The organism is Roseateles sp. GW821-FHT09G09 (genome assembly GCF_059415965.1).
The window spans coordinates 224549-245484 of sequence record NZ_JBWKOG010000001.1 but is presented as its reverse complement, the minus strand read 5'-3'; the positions used below and the strand labels follow the sequence as shown (position 1 = coordinate 245484).

The following is a 20936-nucleotide window of genomic DNA, read 5'->3' as shown; positions in this document are numbered from 1 at the left end:
TCAGGCGCGGTTAGATGGGCGTGCAGATCTCAACCAGCGTTCCATCTGGACATCGGACGTAAGCGACGACCTGGCCCCACGGTTTTGTGATCGGTGGGGTCAGGCCTTGCGCACCGGCTGACAGCGCCAAGGCGTAGGCAGCAGGGACGTCCTGCGTGGACAGGCCGATCTCCATGCCCAGCGGCGAGCCGTCGTCCGCCTTGCGGTAGTCCTGCCCGAGATTGCCGCGCGCGATGTCGTGCCGGGCGAAGGACAGCGTCGTGGCGCCGGTCTCCAGCTCGCCGTAGGCGCCGGACTCGTGCAGGAAGCGTCGCCGGAGCCCGAAGGCGCGCTCGAAGAAGTCCAGCGACGCAGCCACGTCCTCGACGTAGACGATCGTGTAGGCGAAGTTCAAGGTGCTCATGGCAGGCTCTCTGTGATCAACGATGACGGTGGGACGGTTGTCCCCTTGGGGGCGGGGCACCGGCGCGGGCCGGGCGCCCCATCGCCTGTCCGGGGCCCCCGATTCGGGTGGGCCGCCTTGTAGGACGATGTCGCGTCCATGATGCGGACCCGCTGCTGACAGCGGAATGGCAGCTAGGATTGCCGCCCATGAGTGTCCCGTCCCTTGAGCCGCAACGCCTGCCCAACGGCCTGCTCTGGCTGGCGCGCCCGGTCGCGGGCACGCAGGCGGCAGTGCGCGTGGTCCATCGCTGCGGGGGGCGCGACGATCCCACCGGTCGCAGCGGCATGACGCATCTGGTGCTCCGGCTGGTCGCCGGCGCCAGCCGTTATCTCGAACCCGGCCAGTTCAACCGCCTGGTGGCCTCGGCCGGCGGCCGCAGCGGCATCGAGATCGACGAGGACTTCGCCGCGCTGCAGACCGTCGTGCCCGCGCACCAGCTCGAACGCGTGCTGTGGGCCGAGGCCGAACGCATGAGCAACCCGCGGCTGGAGCCGGACACGCTCGCCGCCGCGCGGCAGCAGCTGCGCCAGGCGGTGCAGGCGCCGCAGCTGAATCCTTACGCGCGGCTGGACCTCGCCGTCCAGCGGCACGGCTACCTGACGCATCCGTACCAGCGCGGCGCGGTCGGCGATCCGGAGCAGCTCAAGGACCTGGACATCGACGCGGTGCGCGCCTTCCACGCCGGCCGCTTCGGCTGCGACCGCGCGCTGCTCGTCGTGACCGGCGCCTTTGACGAGGCGGCGGTCGCGCGCTGGGTGCTGCACTACTTCGGCTCGATCCGGCCGCCGATGCCACCCGCGTCGGCGGCTGAGCCGGTCGACGGTCGCGAGTCGCGGCGCCCTCAGAGCCAGACGCAGAAGCTGTCGCTCGCGCGAGCCCCGCTGCCGGCGGCCGCGCTGGTCTGGCAGGTGCCGCGCGCCGATGATCCGTCGACGCCGATGTGGCAGCTCGCGCATGCGCTGCTGGGGCTCGGCCGATCCGGCCGCCTGATCGACACGCTGGTCGACGAGAAGGCCTTGGCGCATCAGCTCAGCCTCCGGCTGGACGCGCACCGCGATGCGGGGCTGCTGGTGGCCCAGGCGCTCGCGGCGCACGGCCAGACCGCCGCGCCGGTGGCGCAGGCGCTGCAGCAGGAAGTACTGCGCCTGGCCGACGAGCCGGTGACCGACGAGGAACTCAACAAGGCCAAGGCGCTGCTGCGGCGCCAGACGCTGTCGGCCGACTGGACCGCCGACCGCCTGGCGCGCTCGCTCGGCACCGCGTGGGCGGTGCGGGGCGATGCCGGCGCGCCGGCCAAGGACATGGCCGCGTGGACCAAGTTGAGCGGCGCGGAGGTGCAGCAGTTCTGGCGCAAGCAGGTCGTGCAGGCGCCGGTGCTGACGCTGCTGGCGGACATCGGCGCCGCTGCGGGAGTGGCCGCATGACGGTCGATCTGAACCGCCGCGGGCTGATGCTCGGCGCCGCGATCGTGTCGGGGTCCACGGCCTGGCCGGCCTTGGCGCAGGATGGCTTCGATCGTCCGCCCGAGGCGCCGCCGGCGCCCGCGCCGCTGCCGTTGGCGCTCGAACAGACGAAGCTTGCCAACGGGCTGCGCGTGGTCGTGCTGCCGCGCCCCGGCGCGCCGCGTACGGCGATCCGCCTGATCGGGGAGGGCGGCTGGCTGCGCGACCCCGCGGGCAAGGACGGCTTGGCAGAAGTGGCGTTGTCGATGCTCGCGCAGGGTGCGAAGCGCGACGGCGAGGAGATGGAGTCTGCCGACATCGCCTACGCGGGCGACCTGCTGGGCCTGCCGCTGCGGCTGGAGCTGACGCCGTCGACGGCGGAGATCGTGCTGGAGGCCTTGCCCGACCAATGCGATGACGCGGTCAACCTGCTGGCGGACCTGACACAGCGGCCGCTGCTTGCCTTCGAATCGCTGGAGCACATCCGCAGCCGGGCGGTCGATGCGCTGGTGCTGCGACGTGCCGACGCGCTGCTGCTGGCGCCGTGGGCGGCGCGGCGGCAGTTCCGGGGGCGCGCGCAGCCGGTGCAGACCACGGCCAGCCTGAAGCGGCTGAAGCGGGAGGATGTGCTGGGCTTCCATCGCCAGTACTGGCGACCGGAGCGCGCGGTGCTGCTGTTCGCCGGCGATCTGAGCTTGCAGGCGGCACGTGGCCTGGCCGAGGACTTCATGGGCGGCTGGCGGGTGGCGAAGACGACACCGGCCGGCCCGACGCCGGCGGAGTCCTTGCCCGCCGCGGCGCCCACGCCGGCGGTCGCGCAGTTCCTGCCTCTGCCGCAAGGCCAGGGCTGCCGGCTGATCCTGCAGACGCCGGTGCCGCGCGGCACGCCGCCCGCGTTGCGCGAGCTGGCGCGGACCTTGATGCATCAGCGGCTCGCGGCGCGCTTGCCGTGGCCGTGGGAGAGCGAGATGGAGTCGCTCGGCGGCGCGCTGTGCTGGCGGCTCAGCGTCACCTTGCCGGCGGCGGCGGTGCCGGAGCAGCTCGCCCGACTGCGGGAGCAATTGCCGCTGCTGGCGGCCGAGGCGGTGACGCCGGAAGACCTGGCGCTGGCGCAGGCGCTGGCGCAAGGGGACTGGGAGTTCCAGCTCGCCGAGGCGCCGGATGCGCTGCTGGCGCAGGCGCTGGCGACGGGCGAACTCGAGGACTGCGTGCAGTGGCCGCAGCGCGTGCGCGCCGTGAGCGCGCCGGTGCTGCAGCTGCTGATGGCGTCCAGTTGGCGCGATGGCCGCACGCATCTGTTGATGCTGGGCGATGCCGGACCGCCTGAGCCGGCGCAACGCGCGTGGCCGGGACTGGGATTGGCTACAATGCGGGCTGTCATTGGGGAGTAGCCGCTGCACCCCGCCCGTCGCCCGGCCTGTTTCAAGGCCTCTTGCGCGGCAGGCCGATTCAGCAGACCCGCGTCAACAGACTTGAGCCTCGGCTCATGGCGCGAGGTAGCCAGGAACCCACGGGTTCCCAGCCTGGCGAGACCTTTGACCATGTCCCCGGACTTTGCGGCCGGCGGCGACATGGTCATTGGTATGTCTCGGCCGCTGAGTCTTTCATGGAAGCCTTCCTCATCTCCACCGGCCTCGTGGCCCTCGCCGAAATCGGCGACAAGACCCAATTGCTGGCCTTCATCCTGGCGGCGCGCTTCCGCAAGCCGGGACCGATCGTGCTGGGCATCCTGATCGCGACCCTGGTGAATCATGCGTGTGCCGGCGCCGTCGGCAGCTGGATCACGACGCAGGTCTCACCGCAGACGCTGCGCTGGGTGCTGGGCGTGGGTTTCATCGCGATGGCGGCGTGGACGCTGATCCCCGACAAGATCGATGAAGAGGAGACGGGCGGCAAGTTCCGCCTGGGCGTGCTAGGCACGACGATCGTGGCCTTCTTCCTGGCGGAGATGGGCGACAAGACGCAGATCGCGACGGTGGCCTTGGCGGCGCGCTTCAACGACCTGTGGATGGTGGTGGCGGGCACGACCTTCGGGATGATGATCGCCAACGTGCCGGCGGTGCTGGTGGGCGACAAGCTCGCGCACAAGCTGCCGGTGCGGCTGGTTCACGGCATCGCGGCGATCATCTTCGCGGTGCTGGGGGTGCTCACGCTTCTGGGAGCGGGGGCGTCGCTGGGGATCTGAGCGATCAACGGACATGACCTCCCCGGGCACGAATCGCCCGGTTCATGTTCTTGATCGTGGCCCTTAGGGGTGAAGACCTGACCCTCTGAATGAGGCCCTCCGAAGGGGGATCTGGTCAGCGCGCGGAGGCTTGCCGTACCGCGCGTTCCCACTGCGCCATCAGCGTCTCGGCGCGGTCGCGCGACATGGTCGGGCGGAAGGTGCGCTCCGTCTGCCAGTTGCGGCCGATGTCGTCGAGGTTGCCGTAGACGCCGGCCGTGAGGCCGGCGAGGTAGGCCGCGCCGAGCGCCGTCGTCTCGATCACCTTCGGACGCACGACGGGGATGCCGAGCAGGTCCGCCTGGAACTGCATCAGCAGGTCGTTCACGCAGGCGCCGCCGTCGACGCGCAACTCGCTCACCGGCGCACCGCCGGCCGCCACGGCGTCGCGGCTCATCGCCTGCAGCAGCGCCGCGCTCTGGAACGCGATGCTCTCCAGCGCCGCGCGCGCGATGTGCGCCACCGTCGATCCGCGCGTCAGACCGACGATCGCGCCGCGCGCCTCCGCGTCCCAATAGGGCGCGCCGAGGCCGGTGAAGGCCGGCACGAACATCACGCCGCCCGCATCCGGCACGCTCTCCGCGAGCCCCTGCACCTCGCCGCTGCCCTTGATCGCGTTCAGCCCGTCGCGCAGCCATTGCACCACCGCGCCGCCGATGAAGACGCTACCCTCCAGCGCGTACTGCGGCGTCGCATCGATCTGCGCGGCGCTCGTCGTGATCAATCCGTTCGCGCTCGTCTGGAAGCGCGGCCCCGTGTGCATCAGCATGAAGCAGCCGGTGCCGTAGGTGTTCTTCGCCATGCCCGCTTCGAAGCAGGCCTGACCGAACAGCGCGCTCTGCTGGTCGCCGCCGATGCCACCGATCATCAGCGCCGTGCCGAGATGCTCCGGCGCCACGCGGCCGAACTCGGACGCCGACGGCTTCACCTCGGGCAGCAGCGAAGTCGGGATGCGCAGCAGCGCGAGCAGCTCATCGTCCCACTGGTTCTCGCGCACGTTGAACAGCATGGTCCGCGACGCGTTGCTGACGTCGGTGACGTGCACCTCGCCGTTCGTGAGCTTCCAGATCAGCCAGCTGTCGATCGTGCCGAAGGCGAGCTCGCCGCGCTCCGCCGCGTCACGCGCGCCGGCGACGTGGTCGAGGATCCACTGCAGCTTCGTGCCCGAGAAATACGCGTCGACGACCAGTCCCGTCTTCTCCTGGATGCGCGGCCCGTGGCCCTGCTCGCGCAACGCGGCGCATTGCGGCTCGGCGCGCCGGTCCTGCCAGACGATCGCGTGATGGATGGCCCGGCCGGTCTTGCGGTTCCACACCAGCGTCGTCTCGCGCTGGTTGGTGATGCCGATCGCCTTCACCTCCGTCGCTTTCAGCGAGGCCTTCGTCAGCACCTCGCGCGCGACGGACAGCTGCGTGTCCCAGATTTCATCGGCATCGTGCTCGACCCAGCCCGGTTGCGGATAGATCTGGCGGAACTCGCGCTGCGCCATCGCGACGATGCGCCCCTGCGCGTCGAAGACGATCGCGCGCGAACTGGAAGTGCCCTGGTCCAGGGCCAGCAGGTAGGTCATGGCTGGTCTCGCTCGTTGTGTTCTCGACGTTGTTCTTGGTGTTGTCTTCGAGTGCTTCTCGGACTGCTTGTGGAGGATGCTACGGCGCGACCACGAGTTCCACGCCCGCATCGGCCATCAACGCAGGGAAGGGCTCTGGCGGGGGCTCGTCGGTGAACAGCGCGTCGATCTGCGGCAATCGGGCGACCTCGGCCATCGCGGGCCGGTTGAACTTCGTCGCGTCCGCCGCCACCCACACCTCGCGCGAATGCTCGACGATGGTCCGCGCGACCATCACCTCGCGGTAGTCGAAGTCGCGCAGGCTGCCGTCGGACTCGATGCCCGAGATGCCGATCAGCCCGATGTCGACCTTGAACTGGCGGATGAAGTCGACCGCCGCCTCGCCGACGATGCCGCGGTCGCGGTGCCGCACCGAGCCGCCGACCATCACCAGCTCGCAGTCCGGGTTGTCGCTCAGGATCATCGCGACGTTCAGGTTGTTCGTGATGACGCGCAGGCCCTTGTGGCGCAGCAGCGCATGCGCCACCGCCTCCGTCGTCGTGCCGAGGTTCAGGATCAGCGAGCAGCCCGCCGGGATGCGCGCCGCGATGGCGCGCGCGATGCGCGCCTTGCCGTCGGCCTGCATGGCCTGACGCTGCCGGTAGGCGATGTTCTCGGTGGTCGACGAGGGCACGCGCACGCCGCCGTGGAAGCGCTGCACCAGGCCGGCCTCGGCCAGGCGCTGAACATCGCGCCGCACCGTCTGCAGCGTCACGCCGAACTTCTCGGCGAGCGACTCGACGCTCACCGATCCATGGGCGCGCACCTCCTGCAGCAGATCGTTCTGACGGGGGTTCGGATTCATGGCGCGCAGGCTAAAGGAACCGAAACGAACAATTGACCGGGTTAACCCTCAGTCGAAACGCGCATATTCGCGCTAAAAAGAAAAAAGAAGAACAGAATTGCGAACTTTCCAACGGCCATCGCAGGGTGGCCGTTTGACTGTCCGGCCAATTCGATCCAAGGAGACACCTTGACCGCCGCCTCGATCCCCGCTGACCTTGCTTCCTCCGACCCCGGTGCCGCCGGTGACTGCGACGTGCTCGTCGTCGGCGGCGGCATCAACGGTGCCGGCATCGCGCGCGACCTGGCCGGCCGCGGCTGGAAGGTCGTGCTCGCGGAAGCCTCGGACTTCGCGGCGCACACGTCCTCGTCCTCGACCAAGCTGATCCACGGCGGGCTGCGCTACCTGGAGTACTACGAGTTCTCGCTCGTGCGCAAGGCGCTGCAGGAGCGCGAGGTCCTGCTGCGCAGCGCGCCGCACATCATGTGGCCGCTGCGCTTCGTGATGCCGCACGACGCGGCGATGCGCCCGGCCTGGATGATCCGCATCGGCCTGTTCCTCTACGACCACCTGGCGCGGCGCGAAGTGCTGCCGGGCTCCGAGGGCGTGGACCTGCGCCGCTCGCCCTACGGCGAGCCGCTGAAGGCCGAGTACACGAAGGGCTTCGTCTACTCCGACGGCTGGGTCGACGACGCGCGCCTGGTGCTGCTGAACGCGCTCGACGCGCGCGAGCACGGCGCGGTGCTGCACACCCGCACGACCGTCACCGCCGCGAAGCGGCACGCCGACCACTGGACCGCGACGCTGCGCTGCGCCGACGGCGACCGCACGCTGAAGGCGCGCGCGCTGGTCAACGCGGCCGGCCCCTGGGCCGAGGGCTTCCTGCGCGAAGTCGCCGCGCCCGCCCGCGGCGAGGCGCTCGCCACGAAGAGCCTGCGCCTGGTGAAGGGCAGCCACATCATCGTGCACAAGCGCTTCCAGCACGACCACGCCTACATCTTCCAGAACCCGGACAAGCGGATCATCTTCGCCATCCCCTACGAAGACGACTTCACGCTGATCGGCACCACCGACGTGGAGCTGGCGCCGGACGCGCTGGCCGGCTTCGGCAAGGCGCGCATCGACGAACGCGAGATCGCCTACCTCTGCGAGCAGGCCAGCCGCTACTTCCGCGAGCCGGTGGTCGCCTCGGACGTGGTGTGGACCTACGCCGGCGTGCGCCCGCTGCTGGACGACGCCTCCGGCGACCCGTCCGCCGTGACGCGCGACTACCTGCTCGAGACGCACGCCGATGGCGGCGCGCCGCTGCTGAGCGTGTGGGGCGGCAAGATCACCACCTTCCGCAAGCTGGCGGAGGACGCGGCCGACCTGCTGGGCGACCTGCTCGGCGACCGTCGCCGCGCCTGGACCGAACACGCGCACCTGCCCGGCGGCGACCTGCGCGACTGGATCGGCGCGCCGCAGCGGCCCGACACCGACTTCCAGCGCCTGCTGTCCGCCGTCGGCCAGCGCCATCCGTGGCTGCCGCCCTCGCTGGCGCACCGGCTCGCGCGGGCCTATGGCGCGCGCCTCGGGCGTGTGCTCGGCGGCGCGGAACGACTCGACGACCTCGGTCCGGAAATTGCCCCCGGGCTGCACCAGGCGGAACTCGAATACCTGGTCCGCGAGGAATGGGCGCGCGCGGCGGACGACGTGCTGTGGCGCCGCTCCAAGCTGGGGCTGCATTACACCGAAGTGCAGCGGATGGCGGTGGTCCAGTGGTTCTCGGAACGCGAGCACCTCTGGGCCAAGCCGCCGGCCGCGGCGGCATGACCTGACCCCGAGGTCCGCCCCGTCGCCGATTCCCATTCCGGCCCAGGGACCGACCCACAGACCGATCCAGACTGATCCAGACCGATCCAGAGACCGATCCACAAGAACGACATGCGAAGAGACACCCCGATGGAGCCGACACCATGGAGCTGAGCTTGCGCGGCGTGAGCCACAAGGTCGGCGCGCAACAGCACCTCTACCCGATGGACCTGCGGCTGGTGCCGAACGCCGTCACCGTGCTGCTGGGCGCGACGCAGGCCGGCAAGACGACGCTGATGCGCCTGATGGCCGGCCTGGACAAGCCCACCGACGGCAGCGTGACCGTCGATGGCACGGACGTCACCGGCTGGCCGGTGCGCAAGCGCGATGTCGCGATGGTCTACCAGCAGTTCATCAACTACCCGTCGATGAGCGTGCGCGACAACATCGCCTCGCCGCTGAAGCTGCGCGGCAAGCTCGATCGCGATGCGATCCGCAAACGCGTGGATGAACTTGCCGACAAGCTGCACATCGAGATGCACCTCGACAAGCTGCCCGCGCAACTGTCCGGCGGCCAGCAGCAGCGCGTCGCGCTGGCGCGGGCCCTGGCCAAGCAGGCGCCGCTGATGCTGCTGGACGAACCGCTGGTCAACCTCGACTACAAGCTGCGCGAGGAACTGCGCGAGGAACTCGGCCAGCTCTTCGCCGCCGGGGAATCGACGGTGGTCTACGCGACCACCGAGCCGGCCGAGGCGCTCCAGCTCGGCGGCTACACCGCGGTGATGGACGCCGGCGAGCTGCTGCAGTACGGCCCGACCGCCGAGGTCTTCCACCGCCCGGCATCGCTGCGCGTCGCGCGCGCCTTCAGCGATCCGCCGATGAACCTGCTCATCGCGCAAGGGATGGGCGACCGGCTGCAGCTGCGACCGGGCCTCGACCTGGCGCTGCCGGGACAGGGCGGCGTGACCGTGGGCGTGCGCGCCAGCGCGCTGCACGTCACGCCGCGGCCCGGCGACGTCGCCATCCAGGGCGAGGTCGAGCTGGCCGAGATCTCCGGCTCCGACACCTTCGTCCACGCGCGCACCCAGATCGGCGAGCTGGTCGCGCAGCTGACCGGCGTGCACGACTTCGAGCTCGGCGCCCCGCTGACGCTGTACCTCAACGCCGCGCACGTCCACGTCTTCGACGCGGCCGGGCTGCTGACACGCGCCCCCGAGCGCCGGGGAGCCCGCTGATGGCCCGCATCGACCTGGACCTCGCGCACGCATACCGGCCCGATCCGAAGGAGGACAGCGACTACGCGCTGCTGCCGCTGAAGATGACGTTCGAGGACGGCGGCGCCTATGCGCTGCTCGGCCCGTCGGGCTGCGGCAAGACGACGCTGCTGAACATCGTCTCCGGACTGCTGCGGCCCTCGCAGGGCAGCGTGCGCTTCGACGGCCGCGAGGTGACCGCGCTGACGCCGCAGCAGCGCAACATCGCGCAGGTGTTCCAGTTCCCCGTCATCTACGACACGATGACGGTGGCCGAGAACCTCGCCTTCCCGCTGCGCAACCGCGGCGTGGCGGCGGACAGGATCAAGGCGCGCGTCGGCAAGATCGCCGAGATGCTGGAACTCAACGGCCAGCTGAACCAGCGCGCCTCGGGCCTGTCCGCCGACGCGAAGCAGAAGATCTCGCTCGGCCGCGGGCTGGTGCGCGAGGACGTGTCGGCGGTGCTCTTCGACGAGCCGCTGACCGTCATCGATCCGCATCTGAAGTGGCAGCTGCGCCGCAAGCTCAAGCAGATCCACAACGAGCTCAAGCTCACGCTGATCTACGTCACCCACGACCAGGTCGAGGCGCTGACCTTCGCGGACCAGATCGTCGTCATGACGCGCGGTCGCGCGGTGCAGGTCGGCTCCGCGGGCGAGCTGTTCGAGCGCCCGAGCCACCGCTTCGTCGGCCACTTCATCGGCTCGCCGGGCATGAACTTCCTGCCGGCGGCGCTGGAGGACGGCGGCGGACTGAGCGTCGCCGGACAGCCGGTCGCCGGTTCGGTCGATCCTGTCACCGGCGCCTCGCTGTCGCGCGCGGAGCCCTTCATGGTGGGCATCCGGCCCGAGTACGTGGCGGTCGACGACGTGAGCGACGGCGTGCCGGCGCTGCCGGGCACGATCACCGGCGTGGTCAGCCAGGTCCAGGACATCGGCACCTACTGGCTGCTCACCGCCCAGGTCGGGCCGCACACGCTGAAGGCGCGCCTGTCCGCCCATGCGCAGCCGCCCGAGGCGGGCGCCGCGGTGGCGCTGCGCGTGCTCAATCCCCACACCTGCTTCTACGGCGCCGACGAGCGATTGATCGCGGCGACCACGGAGGGCCTCGCATGAAACCGATCAACCAGAAGGCCTGGTTCCTCGTCCTGCCCGTGTTCATCTGCGTGGCCTTCTCGGCCATCCTGCCGTTGATGACGGTGGTGAACTACTCGGTGCAGGACATCATCTCGCCCGAGCGGCGCGTCTTCGTCGGCACCGAGTGGTTCGCCGCGGTGATGCGCGACGAGGAGCTCCACGGCGCGCTGCTGCGCCAGCTGGGCTTCTCACTGGCGGTGCTGCTGGTCGAGATCCCGCTGGGCATCTGCCTGGCGCTGTCCATGCCGGCGCAGGGCTGGCGCTCGTCGCTGGTGCTGGTGATCGTCGCGCTGTCGCTGCTGATCCCCTGGAACGTCGTCGGCACCATCTGGCAGATCTACGGCCGCGCCGACATCGGGCTGCTGGGCGCGTCGCTGCAGGCGCTGGGCGTGGACTACAACTACACCGGCGACGCGACCGACGCGTGGATCACGGTGCTCGTGATGGACGTCTGGCACTGGACGCCGCTGGTGGCGCTGCTGTGCTTCGCCGGTCTGCGCTCCATCCCCGACGCCTACTACCAGGCCGCGCGCATCGACGGCGCCAGCAAGTTCGCCGTGTTCCGCTACATCCAGCTGCCCAAGATGCGGGGCGTGCTGATGATCGCGGTGCTGCTGCGCTTCATGGACAGTTTCATGATCTACACCGAGCCCTTCGTCCTCACCGGCGGCGGTCCCGGCAATGCGACCACCTTCCTCAGCCAGTACCTGACGCAGAAGGCGGTCGGACAGTTCGACCTCGGACCGGCGGCGGCGTTCTCGCTGATCTACTTCCTGATCATCCTGCTGCTGTGCTTCATCCTCTACAACTGGATGCAGTCGCTGGGCACCCAAGACAAGACCTCGGAGGCAAGAACATGAAGCCCCCACGTTCACTTCGTTCACTGCCCCCCGAGGGGGAACGGGCCACCCTTGGGACGGCCCGGCGGGAGGCCCAACATGGATGAGCGTCGTTTCCGCAAGCGCACGATCTTCCTGATCGCGTACCTGCTCTTCGCACTGCTGCCCATCTACTGGATGGTCAACATGAGCTTCAAGACCAACGAGGAGATCCTCTCCAGCTTCAGCCTCTGGCCGCAGCACTTCTCGCTGGCCAGCTACAAGACCATCTTCACCGACCCGTCCTGGTACAGCGGCTACATCAACAGCCTGATCTACGTCGGGATCAACATGGTGATCTCGGTGAGCGTCGCGCTGCCGGCGGCGTACGCGTTCAGCCGCTACTCGTTCCTCGGCGACAAGCACGTCTTCTTCTGGCTGCTGACCAACCGCATGACGCCGCCGGCGGTGTTCCTGCTGCCCTTCTTCCAGCTCTACACGACGCTGGGACTGATGGACACGCACATCGCGGTCGCGCTGGCGCATCTGCTGTTCAACGTGCCGCTGGCGGTGTGGATCCTGGAAGGCTTCATGAGCGGCATCCCGCGCGAGATCGACGAGACCGCCTACATCGACGGCTACAGCTTCCCGCGCTTCTTCCTGACCGTGTTCCTGCCGCTGATCAAGGCGGGCGTGGGCGTGGCGGCGTTCTTCTGCTTCATGTTCTCGTGGGTGGAGCTGCTGCTGGCGCGCACGCTGACCAGCGTCAACGCCAAGCCCATCGTCGCGACGATGACGCGCACCGTCAGCGCTTCCGGCATGGACTGGGCGACGCTGGCCGCGGCCGGCACGCTGACCATCGTGCCGGGTGCGATCGTCATCTGGTTTGTCCGTCACTACATCGCAAAAGGCTTTGCGATGGGCCGCGTCTAAGGGAGGTCCGCGATGTTCGATTGGATGGTGTGGACGACCCCGGTCGCCGTCTTCTTCACCTGCGTGGTGATGATGCTGATCGGCATGACGGTGTGGGAGATCAAGTCGCCGACGACGCTGCGCAAGGGCTGGCTGCCGATGCGCACGACGCGCGGCGACCGGCTGTTCATCGGGCTGCTGACGGCGGCCTACATCAACCTGGCCTTCGTCGGCCTGGGCGCGAAGATGGCCGAATGGTTCCAGCTCGAGGCGGAGCCCAGTGTCTGGATCAGCTTCATCGCGTCGATGCTGGTGCTGGGACTGATCCTGCGCAAGGGATGACCGGGTAGTTCAAGCTTCAAGGAATTCGGCTTTCCCGTTCCCCCGGAGCCGCGATTCGTCCTCAAGCAGGGGGAGATTCGACAGACACAGGAGACAAGCGTGAACAAGAGCAAGTATTCCGCGCTGGCCGTGGCCGCATTGCTGGCGTTGGGAGCGAACGCCGCCTGGGCCGGCGAGGCCGAGGCGAAGAAGTGGATCGACAGTGAATTCCAGCCGTCGACGCTGTCCAAGGACAAGCAGACGGCCGAGATGAAGTGGTTCATCGAGGCGGCCAAGAAGCTCCAGGCCAAGGGCGTGAAGGAGATCTCGGTCGTGTCGGAAACCCTGACCACGCACGAGTACGAGAGCAAGGTGCTGGCCAAGGCCTTCGCCGAGATCACCGGCATCACCGTCAAGCACGACCTGATCCAGGAAGGCGACGTCGTCGAGAAGCTGCAGACCTCGATGCAGTCGGGCAAGAGCATCTACGACGGCTGGATCTCCGACTCCGACCTGATCGGCACGCACTACCGGTACGGGAAGATCATGAATCTCTCCGACTACATGACCGGCGCGGGCAAGGAGTGGACCAATCCGGGTCTGGACCTGAAGGATTTCATCGGCACCAGCTTCACGACGGCGCCGGACGGCAAGCTCTACCAGCTGCCCGACCAGCAGTTCGCCAACCTGTACTGGTTCCGCGCCGACCTGTTCGCGCGCAAGGCCCTGCAGGACAAGTTCAAGGCCAAGTACGGCTACGACCTGGGCGTGCCGCTGAACTGGAGCGCGTACGAGGACATCGCCGCGTTCTTCTCCAACGACGTGAAGACGCTGGACGGCAAGCCCATCTACGGCCACATGGACTACGGCAAGAAGGACCCGTCGCTGGGCTGGCGCTTCACCGACGCGTGGCTGTCGATGGCCGGCGCGGCGGACAAGGGCATCCCCAACGGCATGCCGGTCGACGAGTGGGGCATCCGCGTCGCCGACGACAAGTGCACGCCGGTGGGCGCCTCGGTGGCGCGCGGCGGTGCGACCAATTCGCCGGCGGCGGTCTACGCGCTGACCAAGTACGTCGACTGGATGAAGAAGTACGCGCCCAAGGAAGCGACCGGGATGACCTTCGGGGAATCGGGTCCGGTGCCGGCGCAAGGACAGATCGCGCAGCAGATCTTCTGGTACACGGCGTTCACGGCGGACATGGTCAAGCCGGGCCTGCCGGTGGTGAATGCCGACGGCACGCCGAAGTGGCGCATGGCGCCGGGACCGAACGGCCCGTACTGGAAGGACGGCATGCAGAACGGCTACCAGGACGTGGGCAGCTGGACCTTCTTCAGCGGCCACGACGCCAACCGGACCGCGGCGGCCTGGCTGTACGCGCAGTTCGTGACGGCCAAGTCGGTGAGCCTGAAGAAGAGCATCCAGGGCCTGACCTTCATCCGCGACAGCGACATCCGCAGCGACTACTTCACCAAGAACGCCAACAAGTACGGCGGCCTGATCGAGTTCTACCGCTCGCCGGCGCGGGTGGCGTGGACGCCGACGGGGACCAACGTGCCGGACTATCCGAAGCTGGCGCAGCTGTGGTGGAAGAACGTGGCGCAGGCGGTGACCGGCGAGAAGACGCCCCAGGCCGCGATGGACACGCTGGCCGACGAGATGGACGCGGTGATGGCGCGACTGGAGCGCGCCGGCATGGCCAAGTGCGCGCCCAAGCTCAACAAGAAGGAAGACCCGAAGAAGTGGCTGTCCGACAAGGGCGCACCGTGGGCCAAGCTGGCCAACGAGAAGCCCAAGGGCGAGACCATCGCCTACGAGAAGCTGCTGAACGCGTGGAAGGACGGCAAGGTGCGGTGATCTCGCCCGCACCTCGCGACCTCGCATGAAGAAGGCCGCGCCCTCGGGCGCGGCCTTGTCGTTTCAGCGGGCGGAGGGCTCAGGGAATCCAGCAGGTCTTGGAGCCGGGCGGGCAGACGTACTCCCAGCGGATGTTGGCCGTGTCGGTCAGTCCGAGCTGGAAGTCGCCGATCCACGGGTGGCTGAAGCTGAGATTCAGCAGCTGCCCGACGAGCACCGATGGCGGTTCGACCACGCCCGACTTGTTGACGACCGGCGCCCAGGCGCCGAGCGTCATGTCGATCGTTCCCCGGCCGTCTTGCAGCAGGTTCATCACCTCCTGCACGTTGACGGTCACGCCGTTGGCCTGGGTGACCTGCTGGATGACGCCGGAGATGCGGTCCAGGCCGCTGTTCACGCCGCCGCCGTATCGCTTGACCAGCGTATTGATGACGCCGGCCGCATAGGCGTCGATCTTTGTATTGGCTTCGCTGGCGGCCATGCGCGCCGCAAAGGTGTCGGCGATCTGGCCGAACACGGGCAGCCAACTGATCGAGGTGGTGCAGTTGGCCGTGACGTCTCGGGCGTACGTGACCGAACTGCTGCCGGCGACCAACTCGGTGACGCCGGTGAACCGGGCAAACGCCTGCAGGTTGTTCAGCCGGATGTTCAGGTAGCAGGTGTAGCCGACGCCGTACTGGCTGCCGGACACCGTGCCGGCGGCTGCGTAGGTCGCGCCGGACATGGAGAAACTGGTCGAGTTGACGTCCGGCGCCAGGCGTACGCGGAATGGGCCGGTGAGCGTGCCGCTGGTGAAGGTGCCGCCCTGGTCCGCGAAGCTCTGGCGCATCGCGTCGTTGATCGCGGTCTGCAACTGCACGCCGGTGCTGACGATGGCAGCCCCCACCGCGTAGGCCTCCCCGGACGGATAGGGCGTCTGGATGACGTTGGTGCCGGCATTGAGGGTCACTGTCGTCGTGAAGTAGCGGCTGTTCACGATCGGACGGTAGTCGGCGTGCGCCGTGGACAGCGCCAGCAACGTGGCGGCCGTCAGAAGGATCTTCTTCAACTCTCTCTCCCTGTAAAGACGGCGTGATTGCCGTCGGCGCGGATGGTCGCGGGCCTTCGGGAGGGCGGCCACTGTAAAGCCTTACACACACTGACGGGGGGAGGGCGGGATCGCCCTCTGGCTGGCCGCCTTAAGTCATGCGTAAGCCCCGCAGGCGGGCGCGTGCCACCATGGGTCCATGTTCAAGTCGCTGATGGACCTCTTCGACACGCTGGCGCCGGACGACGCGTTCGGCGGCTCGCGGGGCGGCGCGCCGTCGCTGCCGCTGGCCGCGGCGGTGCTGCTGGTCGAGGTGATGCGCGCGGACGCGGATTTCTCCGGCGTCGAGCGCGCCGCCGTGGGCAAGGCGTTGACGGCGCTGTTCGCGTTGTCCGAGGACGAGTCCGATGCGCTCACTGCGCAAGCCGAGCGCACCGCCCGCACGGCGTCCGACCTGTTCGCGTTCACCTCGCCGGTCGACGAGCGCTGGGACATGCCCGCGAAGCTGCGCCTGGTCGAGTTGATGTGGGGCGTGGCCTATGCCGACGGCAGGCTCGGCGACATCGAGCGCCACACGATGTGGCGCATCGCCGACCTGCTGCACATCCCGCAGGGCGCCTACCACCACGCGCGGATCCGCGCGAAGGTGGCGGCCGGTCTTGGCGAGGACGACTGACCGGCGGCGGGGACCGTTGCGTCGCGGACCGTTGCGCCATATTTCGCCTCGCCTCCCTCGGAAACGGAAAGGCCCTCTGACGAGGGCCTTCTTCGTGGTGTGATGGGGAGGCCGCCGGCTCAGCGCGGGTTCTGGAACACCACCCGCTCCGCCAGTTCCCGCGGCGCGCCCACGGTCCGGCGCTGGATGTGGTCGAGCACCTGGCCGGCGCGTTCGCACGAGATGGGCGCGGGGCCGGCATTGCCGTCGGTCCACAGTTTGGAGAAAGCGCCCGAGGCCGTCGCGCCGACGGTCCGCGTCACGACTTCCAGTTCCAGCGGCGTCGGCTGCGGTGCGCGGGCGCGCGTGGGCAGGGTTTCGCCCGCGGCTTCGGTCAGCCAGAAGGCCTCCAGCGCCATGGCGTCCTCCGGCAGCAGCCGGCGCGGCACGGGTGAGCCGGACAGCCAGGACTGGCAGGTCTCGGCCCCCAAGGTCTGCGCGGCGGTCAGTTGCGCGCGCAGCACCTGCAGGTAGCGGCGGCGCAGGTCGCGCGAGCCGTTCAGCAGCATCTCGCGCACATTGGGGGCCAGCACCGCCTGCGCCGCGATCTGCGCCCCGGCGGCGGCATGCTCCGAGCCCGCCAGCGCCATGTGCGCCGCGCGCATGCGGCCGGCGGCCTCGTCGATCAGGCCGGGGAAGCGCTGGTCGAGCCGGAACCAGGCGTCGCTGGCGCGCAGCGCGTTGACGTAGTCGCTCAGCGGGGCGTACTGGCCGGGCCGGTCGCCCTCGGGCAGCGCGACGTCCAGCGTCTTCGGCGGCGCCTGGATCAGCGAGTGGCGCACCAGCTCCACCGCCGGCGGGTACCACATCGTGCGCGACGGCGTGCTCAGCGTCTTCTGGATGAATTCCTCCGGCAGCGCCATGCGGCGGTAGGTGCGCGCGAGGTCCTGGTTGGCGATCTCGTCGAAGGCCGGATTGAAGGTGCCGCTGCTGGCGCGATGGAAGCCGAGCTGCGCGCCGGGCATCAGCTGGCGCTTGTTGCCGGCCAGGAAGACCAGCGTGCAGGCGCTTTCGCAGTTGCCGATCGCGCGCGTGCCGACGCCGCGCTGGCGGATCAGCTGGACCATGCGTTCGGCTTCGGTCACGCGGCCGCCGGGCGAGGCGACTTCCAGCAGCCGCACCGCCGGGGAGGCTTCGAGCAGGGTGCCGAGGCGGCCGGCGTCGCCGGCGCCGATGGGACCGTTGAGCTGCATCGTGCGGCCGTCGCCGCTGACGACCAGGCGCACGTTGCCGATCGGATCGATGCCGCGGGCCAGCTTCCACAGCTCGGGCAGTTCGCCGAAGACGCCGAACGCCAGCGAGAACGCGATCTGCAGGAAGGACAGCAGCAGGGACAGGCGCGCGAAACCGGAGATCAGGTAGGACCCGCCGGCGTCGACGTAGCCGCGGACCGATCGCCAGGTCCCGACGGCGCTCCAGATCTCGACGGCGATCAGCAGCGGCCAGACGATCAGCAGCGCGATCGCGACGCCCTGCAGGCCGTCGCTCTTGGTGGCGAGCCAGGCGACCAGGCCCTGCACGCCGGCGGCGAGGGGCCAGGTCAGGAGGACGTGGTTGATCCAGAAGCTCTGGGCCAGGCTCTGTTCGCCGCGCCAGTGGCTGGCGATGTAGCCGATGAGCAGGCCTTCGCCATCGGCCGGCGCCGGCCGGCTGCGTTCGACGGCGGTGCGGGACAGGCGGTCATGCCAGGTGCGGCCGTCGGCGTCGACGCGGGCCCACAGGAAGCCGGCGAACAGCGGAATCGCCGAGATCAGGTAACCGACCCAGCGGATCAGCGCCTGCGCGGGCGACGGACGCCCGCCGCTGCGCGCATCGACGACCTTGAGGCCCGCGACGAGCTTGCCGGGCGTGGCGCCCTGCCAGCTCCAGAACACGACGCAGACGATCAGCGGCAGCAGCCAGTTGATGGCGATGGTACCGGGGCGCAGGTCGCTCCATTTCGACACCGGGTCGCCGTACACGGCCCACATCAACAAGGTGCTCGCGGCGATCATCAATGCGCCGTCGATGACCATGGCCAGGGCGCGGGGCGCCAGGCCGACGGATTGGTTCGACATCCTCTTCTCTCCCTCTTGGGCCGGAAGTGTAAAGAGGGCGTGAACCGCTCCGCGCGTCGGTTCTAAGACAGCGACGGCGCTGTATTGATTCCGTCACAGGCGACCGGGTGGGCTTCCCCCTTTGGGAGGAGAACTCGTCGCCGGCGTCGAAGCGGCGAACCTCCCAACATGGCGATCGCCGAGACGGGTCGCACGATGGGAGTGAACCTGAACCGGCCCAGCTTCAGCAGGTGAGCGTCGCCGGTGACGATCAGGTGGGCTTGTCCGGCGAATGCCGTCGCCAGAACGACATCGTCATCAGGATCCTCATGCACGGTGGGCGGGATGTTCGCCGGGGCGACGAGTGTCACCCTGCGGGCGTAGTCCGCAACGAAGTCGTCCGCGCTGGTCGACTTCAACAACAAGCGCTTCGAGAACTTGCGCCGGCCGACGATGTCTCTCAGTTCTGCCAACAACGCTGCGCTGCAGACGATCTGGACACGAAGGGAGCCATGGCGGATGAGCGCGATCAGCCGGGCCGTGGCGCCCTCCCACATGAGGCCTGACGCCACGACGTTCGTGTCAAGCACGAGCCGCACTGCGCTTTGCTGCTCGCCTGTCTGCTCGGACCGCATCGACTTCCACCTGAATCTTTTGCATGACCAGTTCTTCGAGGGTTTCCTCATCCCTCAAGAATGCCTGGAGGTCCTCGATGTGGAGTTGTCTGCGGAACATGGACTCAATGCGGTCCGGGGCGAGCAAGCCAGCACGCGCCGCCTCGCGGGCAAGCAGAGGGGGCAGTTGGATTTCGATGGCGGTCATGGGAGACGTCCTTTCTCGTTGACCTGCCGATGGGCAGGTCGATGGACCATCGTCCCCAAGACAGGCGCCGTGTTCAATGACTCGTCTTCGTGCAAGACCGACCTGAACTTGCGACCTTGTCGGGCGGGCGCGACGGCACCCGCCATCCGCGCTCAGTCATCCCACAGGAAGCGCCGATCCGGATAGACCACGCTCTGCGAGGTGCGCACCACCACGCCGTTCTTGAAGTGGACGTTGAAGCGCAGCAGGTAGCCGCTCATCTCTGGCGGAATATTCCAGTCCCAGACGTCCTCCTCACTGAGCCGGAAGAAGATGCGCTTGCGCTCCTGGCCGAGCATCCGCGTGACCTGATCGGTCGTCAGGCCCGGCACGATGCGGGCGCGGTTCGCTGCGGACAGCGCGTCCGTCGTGCCGACGAGGCGGTCCTGCGCATCCAGGCGGACCATGTAGCAGGTCTGACCGAAGGGCTGGGTGGCGTACTCCAGCGTGCGGCCGCCGTCGGCCTCCGGCCAGACGCGCGTCGGCGTGCCGTAATACTGCTGCACGTCGGCGCTGGTCGTCACGCCGGTCCTCATCCGTTCGTCCTTCACCGGCGTCGCGCAGCCGCCGAGGGCGACGGTCGCCACCACGGCCATCGTCGTGGCGCACAGGGGGCCCAGGCTCGTCCAATTGCGCATCGTTGTCTCCTGCAAGGCGGAGCGGACATTTTGCGGCGATCAGGACAGCGCACAATCCGCGCCATGTCGAGATCGCACACCCGGAAGGCGCTTGAGCACGCCGCCCTCATCGCCTTCGCCGTGGCCGCGTGGCCGTCGCAGGCGCAAACGCCGACGTCCGCTCCGACGCCCGCGCCAGCCTCCGTGGCAAGCGGCGCGCCGTGCGTGCTGCTGTTCGGCCAGGGACGCAACTTCGACGCCGGCCAGCCCGCCGCCAACCGCCGCTGGGACGAGGCCAACAGCGCCTTCAACCTCGCGGCGCGCGAGCCGCTGGTGGCCGCGGGACTGCCGGTGATCAACGTGGTGCTGCCCGTGTCCGCGACCGATGTGCCGCGCAATCTGCAGGGGCTGCTGGCCGAAGTGCAACGCCGGGGCTGCACCCGCGTGCTGGAGACGGCGGTGTTCGCCGACTCGGCGCAGGGACTGCTGATCGCGCGCCTGCGCGTCTATCCGGTGTTCGGGATGCTCGGGCCGCAGGCGGCCGGCAGTCAGCCCAGGATCGGCGCGGTGGCCTACACCCAGCAGAAGGAGTACGCGCTCGACGCGCGCGTGATGGATCGGGTGAACCCGTCCCTGCTGGGACGGGTCATGGCGGAGGAGGCTCTCCCGAGTCTCTCGCCGGGGGCCCCACGGCCCTGAGGCATCAGCAGGTCGGCTGGTCGTTGATGACCTGCGGATCGCTGCTGGGATAGAGGTTCTCCACGATGCCGGGCGTCGAGAACAGGAGCACGACACCCTTGGTGATCGTGTTCGCCGGCATGACGAAGCTGACCGAGTTCTCGTCGTTGGCCGGCGCGAAGTTACTGGCATTCATGCCGGGCGTGGAACCGATGGTCTTGAACGTCGCGCCGATCAACAACAGTTCCGTGTTCTCACCCTGGCTGAAGACGCATTCGCCGGCATTGACGGGAATGTGCAATTCCGATCCCGGGATCGGATTGGAACCGTCATAGTTCAGTGAATAGGTGCAATCGGCGAAATTGCCGTCGGCACTGATCTTCCCGTCGACATAGATGGTGTAAGCCATG

Annotated in this window: 21 protein-coding genes and 1 riboswitch; of the genes, 12 read left to right on the top strand and 9 right to left on the bottom strand. The window is 68.7% G+C overall.

Annotated features, from left to right (window positions below; translation table 11 throughout):
• Positions 1–10 precede the first annotated feature (10 nt).
• Entirely contained in the window at positions 11–394 is a 384-nt protein-coding gene (locus tag AC07O8_RS01075) for a VOC family protein (protein WP_495046952.1), read from the bottom strand.
• Positions 395–591: 197 nt separating this feature from the next.
• Here AC07O8_RS01075 and AC07O8_RS01070 point away from each other — a divergent pair, with 197 nt between their 5' ends.
• From AC07O8_RS01070 to AC07O8_RS01060, 3 genes are all read left to right on the top strand, one after another.
• Positions 592–1869: a M16 family metallopeptidase gene (locus AC07O8_RS01070; RefSeq protein WP_495046284.1), complete on the top strand. Its 1278-nt coding sequence runs from the start codon at positions 592–594 to the stop codon at positions 1867–1869.
• Positions 1866–3278 (top strand): M16 family metallopeptidase, encoded by a 1413-nt coding sequence (locus tag AC07O8_RS01065; RefSeq protein WP_495046283.1) that lies wholly within the window; start codon positions 1866–1868, stop codon positions 3276–3278. The genes AC07O8_RS01070 and AC07O8_RS01065 overlap by 4 nt, the downstream gene beginning before the upstream one ends.
• A riboswitch (yybP-ykoY riboswitch) is annotated at positions 3252–3415 on the top strand. (Overlaps the previous gene by 27 nt.)
• Before the next feature lie 78 nt (positions 3416–3493).
• A complete protein-coding gene (locus AC07O8_RS01060; protein WP_495046282.1) occupies positions 3494–4072 on the top strand; it encodes a TMEM165/GDT1 family protein in 579 nt (192 codons plus the stop codon).
• Positions 4073–4187: 115 nt separating this feature from the next.
• Here AC07O8_RS01060 and glpK read toward each other — a convergent pair whose 3' ends face one another.
• Entirely contained in the window at positions 4188–5681 is a 1494-nt protein-coding gene (gene glpK / locus AC07O8_RS01055) for a glycerol kinase GlpK (RefSeq protein ID WP_495046281.1), read from the bottom strand.
• Positions 5682–5760: 79 nt separating this feature from the next.
• Positions 5761–6525, bottom strand: a complete 765-nt coding sequence (locus tag AC07O8_RS01050; RefSeq protein WP_088405752.1) for a DeoR/GlpR family DNA-binding transcription regulator — start codon at positions 6523–6525, stop codon at positions 5761–5763.
• 168 nt (positions 6526–6693) lie between these two features.
• Between AC07O8_RS01050 and glpD the strand changes: the two genes are divergently transcribed.
• From glpD to AC07O8_RS01015, 7 genes are all read left to right on the top strand, one after another.
• Positions 6694–8316: a glycerol-3-phosphate dehydrogenase gene (glpD, locus tag AC07O8_RS01045; protein WP_495046280.1), complete on the top strand. Its 1623-nt coding sequence runs from the start codon at positions 6694–6696 to the stop codon at positions 8314–8316.
• Positions 8317–8459: 143 nt separating this feature from the next.
• Complete coding sequence (locus AC07O8_RS01040; RefSeq protein WP_495046279.1) at positions 8460–9530, top strand: ABC transporter ATP-binding protein; 1071 nt, start codon at positions 8460–8462, stop codon at positions 9528–9530.
• On the top strand, positions 9530–10663 hold the full coding sequence (locus tag AC07O8_RS01035; protein WP_495046278.1) for an ABC transporter ATP-binding protein: 1134 nt from the start codon (positions 9530–9532) through the stop codon (positions 10661–10663). Before AC07O8_RS01040 ends, AC07O8_RS01035 begins: the two co-directional genes overlap by 1 nt.
• A complete protein-coding gene (locus tag AC07O8_RS01030; protein ID WP_495046277.1) occupies positions 10660–11544 on the top strand; it encodes a carbohydrate ABC transporter permease in 885 nt (294 codons plus the stop codon). Before AC07O8_RS01035 ends, AC07O8_RS01030 begins: the two co-directional genes overlap by 4 nt.
• Before the next feature lie 78 nt (positions 11545–11622).
• A complete protein-coding gene (locus AC07O8_RS01025; protein WP_297526369.1) occupies positions 11623–12435 on the top strand; it encodes a carbohydrate ABC transporter permease in 813 nt (270 codons plus the stop codon).
• Positions 12436–12447: 12 nt separating this feature from the next.
• Positions 12448–12756, top strand: coding sequence for a DUF2160 domain-containing protein (locus AC07O8_RS01020; RefSeq protein ID WP_495046276.1), 309 nt, complete (start codon positions 12448–12450; stop codon positions 12754–12756).
• A 99-nt stretch (positions 12757–12855) separates the two neighbouring features.
• Positions 12856–14592, top strand: a complete 1737-nt coding sequence (locus AC07O8_RS01015; protein ID WP_495046275.1) for an ABC transporter substrate-binding protein — start codon at positions 12856–12858, stop codon at positions 14590–14592.
• A gap of 79 nt (positions 14593–14671) precedes the next feature.
• Here AC07O8_RS01015 and AC07O8_RS01010 read toward each other — a convergent pair whose 3' ends face one another.
• On the bottom strand, positions 14672–15640 hold the full coding sequence (locus AC07O8_RS01010) for a hypothetical protein (RefSeq protein WP_495046274.1): 969 nt from the start codon (positions 15638–15640) through the stop codon (positions 14672–14674).
• 178 nt (positions 15641–15818) lie between these two features.
• Here AC07O8_RS01010 and AC07O8_RS01005 point away from each other — a divergent pair, with 178 nt between their 5' ends.
• A complete protein-coding gene (locus AC07O8_RS01005; RefSeq protein WP_297526373.1) occupies positions 15819–16295 on the top strand; it encodes a tellurite resistance TerB family protein in 477 nt (158 codons plus the stop codon).
• A 119-nt stretch (positions 16296–16414) separates the two neighbouring features.
• Here AC07O8_RS01005 and AC07O8_RS01000 read toward each other — a convergent pair whose 3' ends face one another.
• The 4 genes from AC07O8_RS01000 to AC07O8_RS00985 form a co-directional block, all read right to left on the bottom strand.
• Complete coding sequence (locus AC07O8_RS01000; protein WP_495046273.1) at positions 16415–18391, bottom strand: RDD family protein; 1977 nt, start codon at positions 18389–18391, stop codon at positions 16415–16417.
• Positions 18392–18453: 62 nt separating this feature from the next.
• Positions 18454–18960, bottom strand: coding sequence for a putative toxin-antitoxin system toxin component, PIN family (locus AC07O8_RS00995; protein WP_495046272.1), 507 nt, complete (start codon positions 18958–18960; stop codon positions 18454–18456).
• Positions 18953–19192: a hypothetical protein gene (locus tag AC07O8_RS00990; protein ID WP_495046271.1), complete on the bottom strand. Its 240-nt coding sequence runs from the start codon at positions 19190–19192 to the stop codon at positions 18953–18955. Before AC07O8_RS00990 ends, AC07O8_RS00995 begins: the two co-directional genes overlap by 8 nt.
• A gap of 152 nt (positions 19193–19344) precedes the next feature.
• Entirely contained in the window at positions 19345–19869 is a 525-nt protein-coding gene (locus AC07O8_RS00985) for a hypothetical protein (RefSeq protein WP_495046270.1), read from the bottom strand.
• A 63-nt stretch (positions 19870–19932) separates the two neighbouring features.
• On the opposite strand from AC07O8_RS00985, the gene AC07O8_RS00980 reads away from it, so the two are divergent.
• Positions 19933–20547, top strand: coding sequence for a hypothetical protein (locus AC07O8_RS00980; protein ID WP_495046269.1), 615 nt, complete (start codon positions 19933–19935; stop codon positions 20545–20547).
• A 4-nt stretch (positions 20548–20551) separates the two neighbouring features.
• Here the strand turns inward: AC07O8_RS00980 and AC07O8_RS00975 are convergent, their stop codons facing one another.
• On the bottom strand, positions 20552–20935 hold the full coding sequence (locus AC07O8_RS00975) for a hypothetical protein (protein WP_495046268.1): 384 nt from the start codon (positions 20933–20935) through the stop codon (positions 20552–20554).
• Position 20936 lies beyond the last annotated feature (1 nt).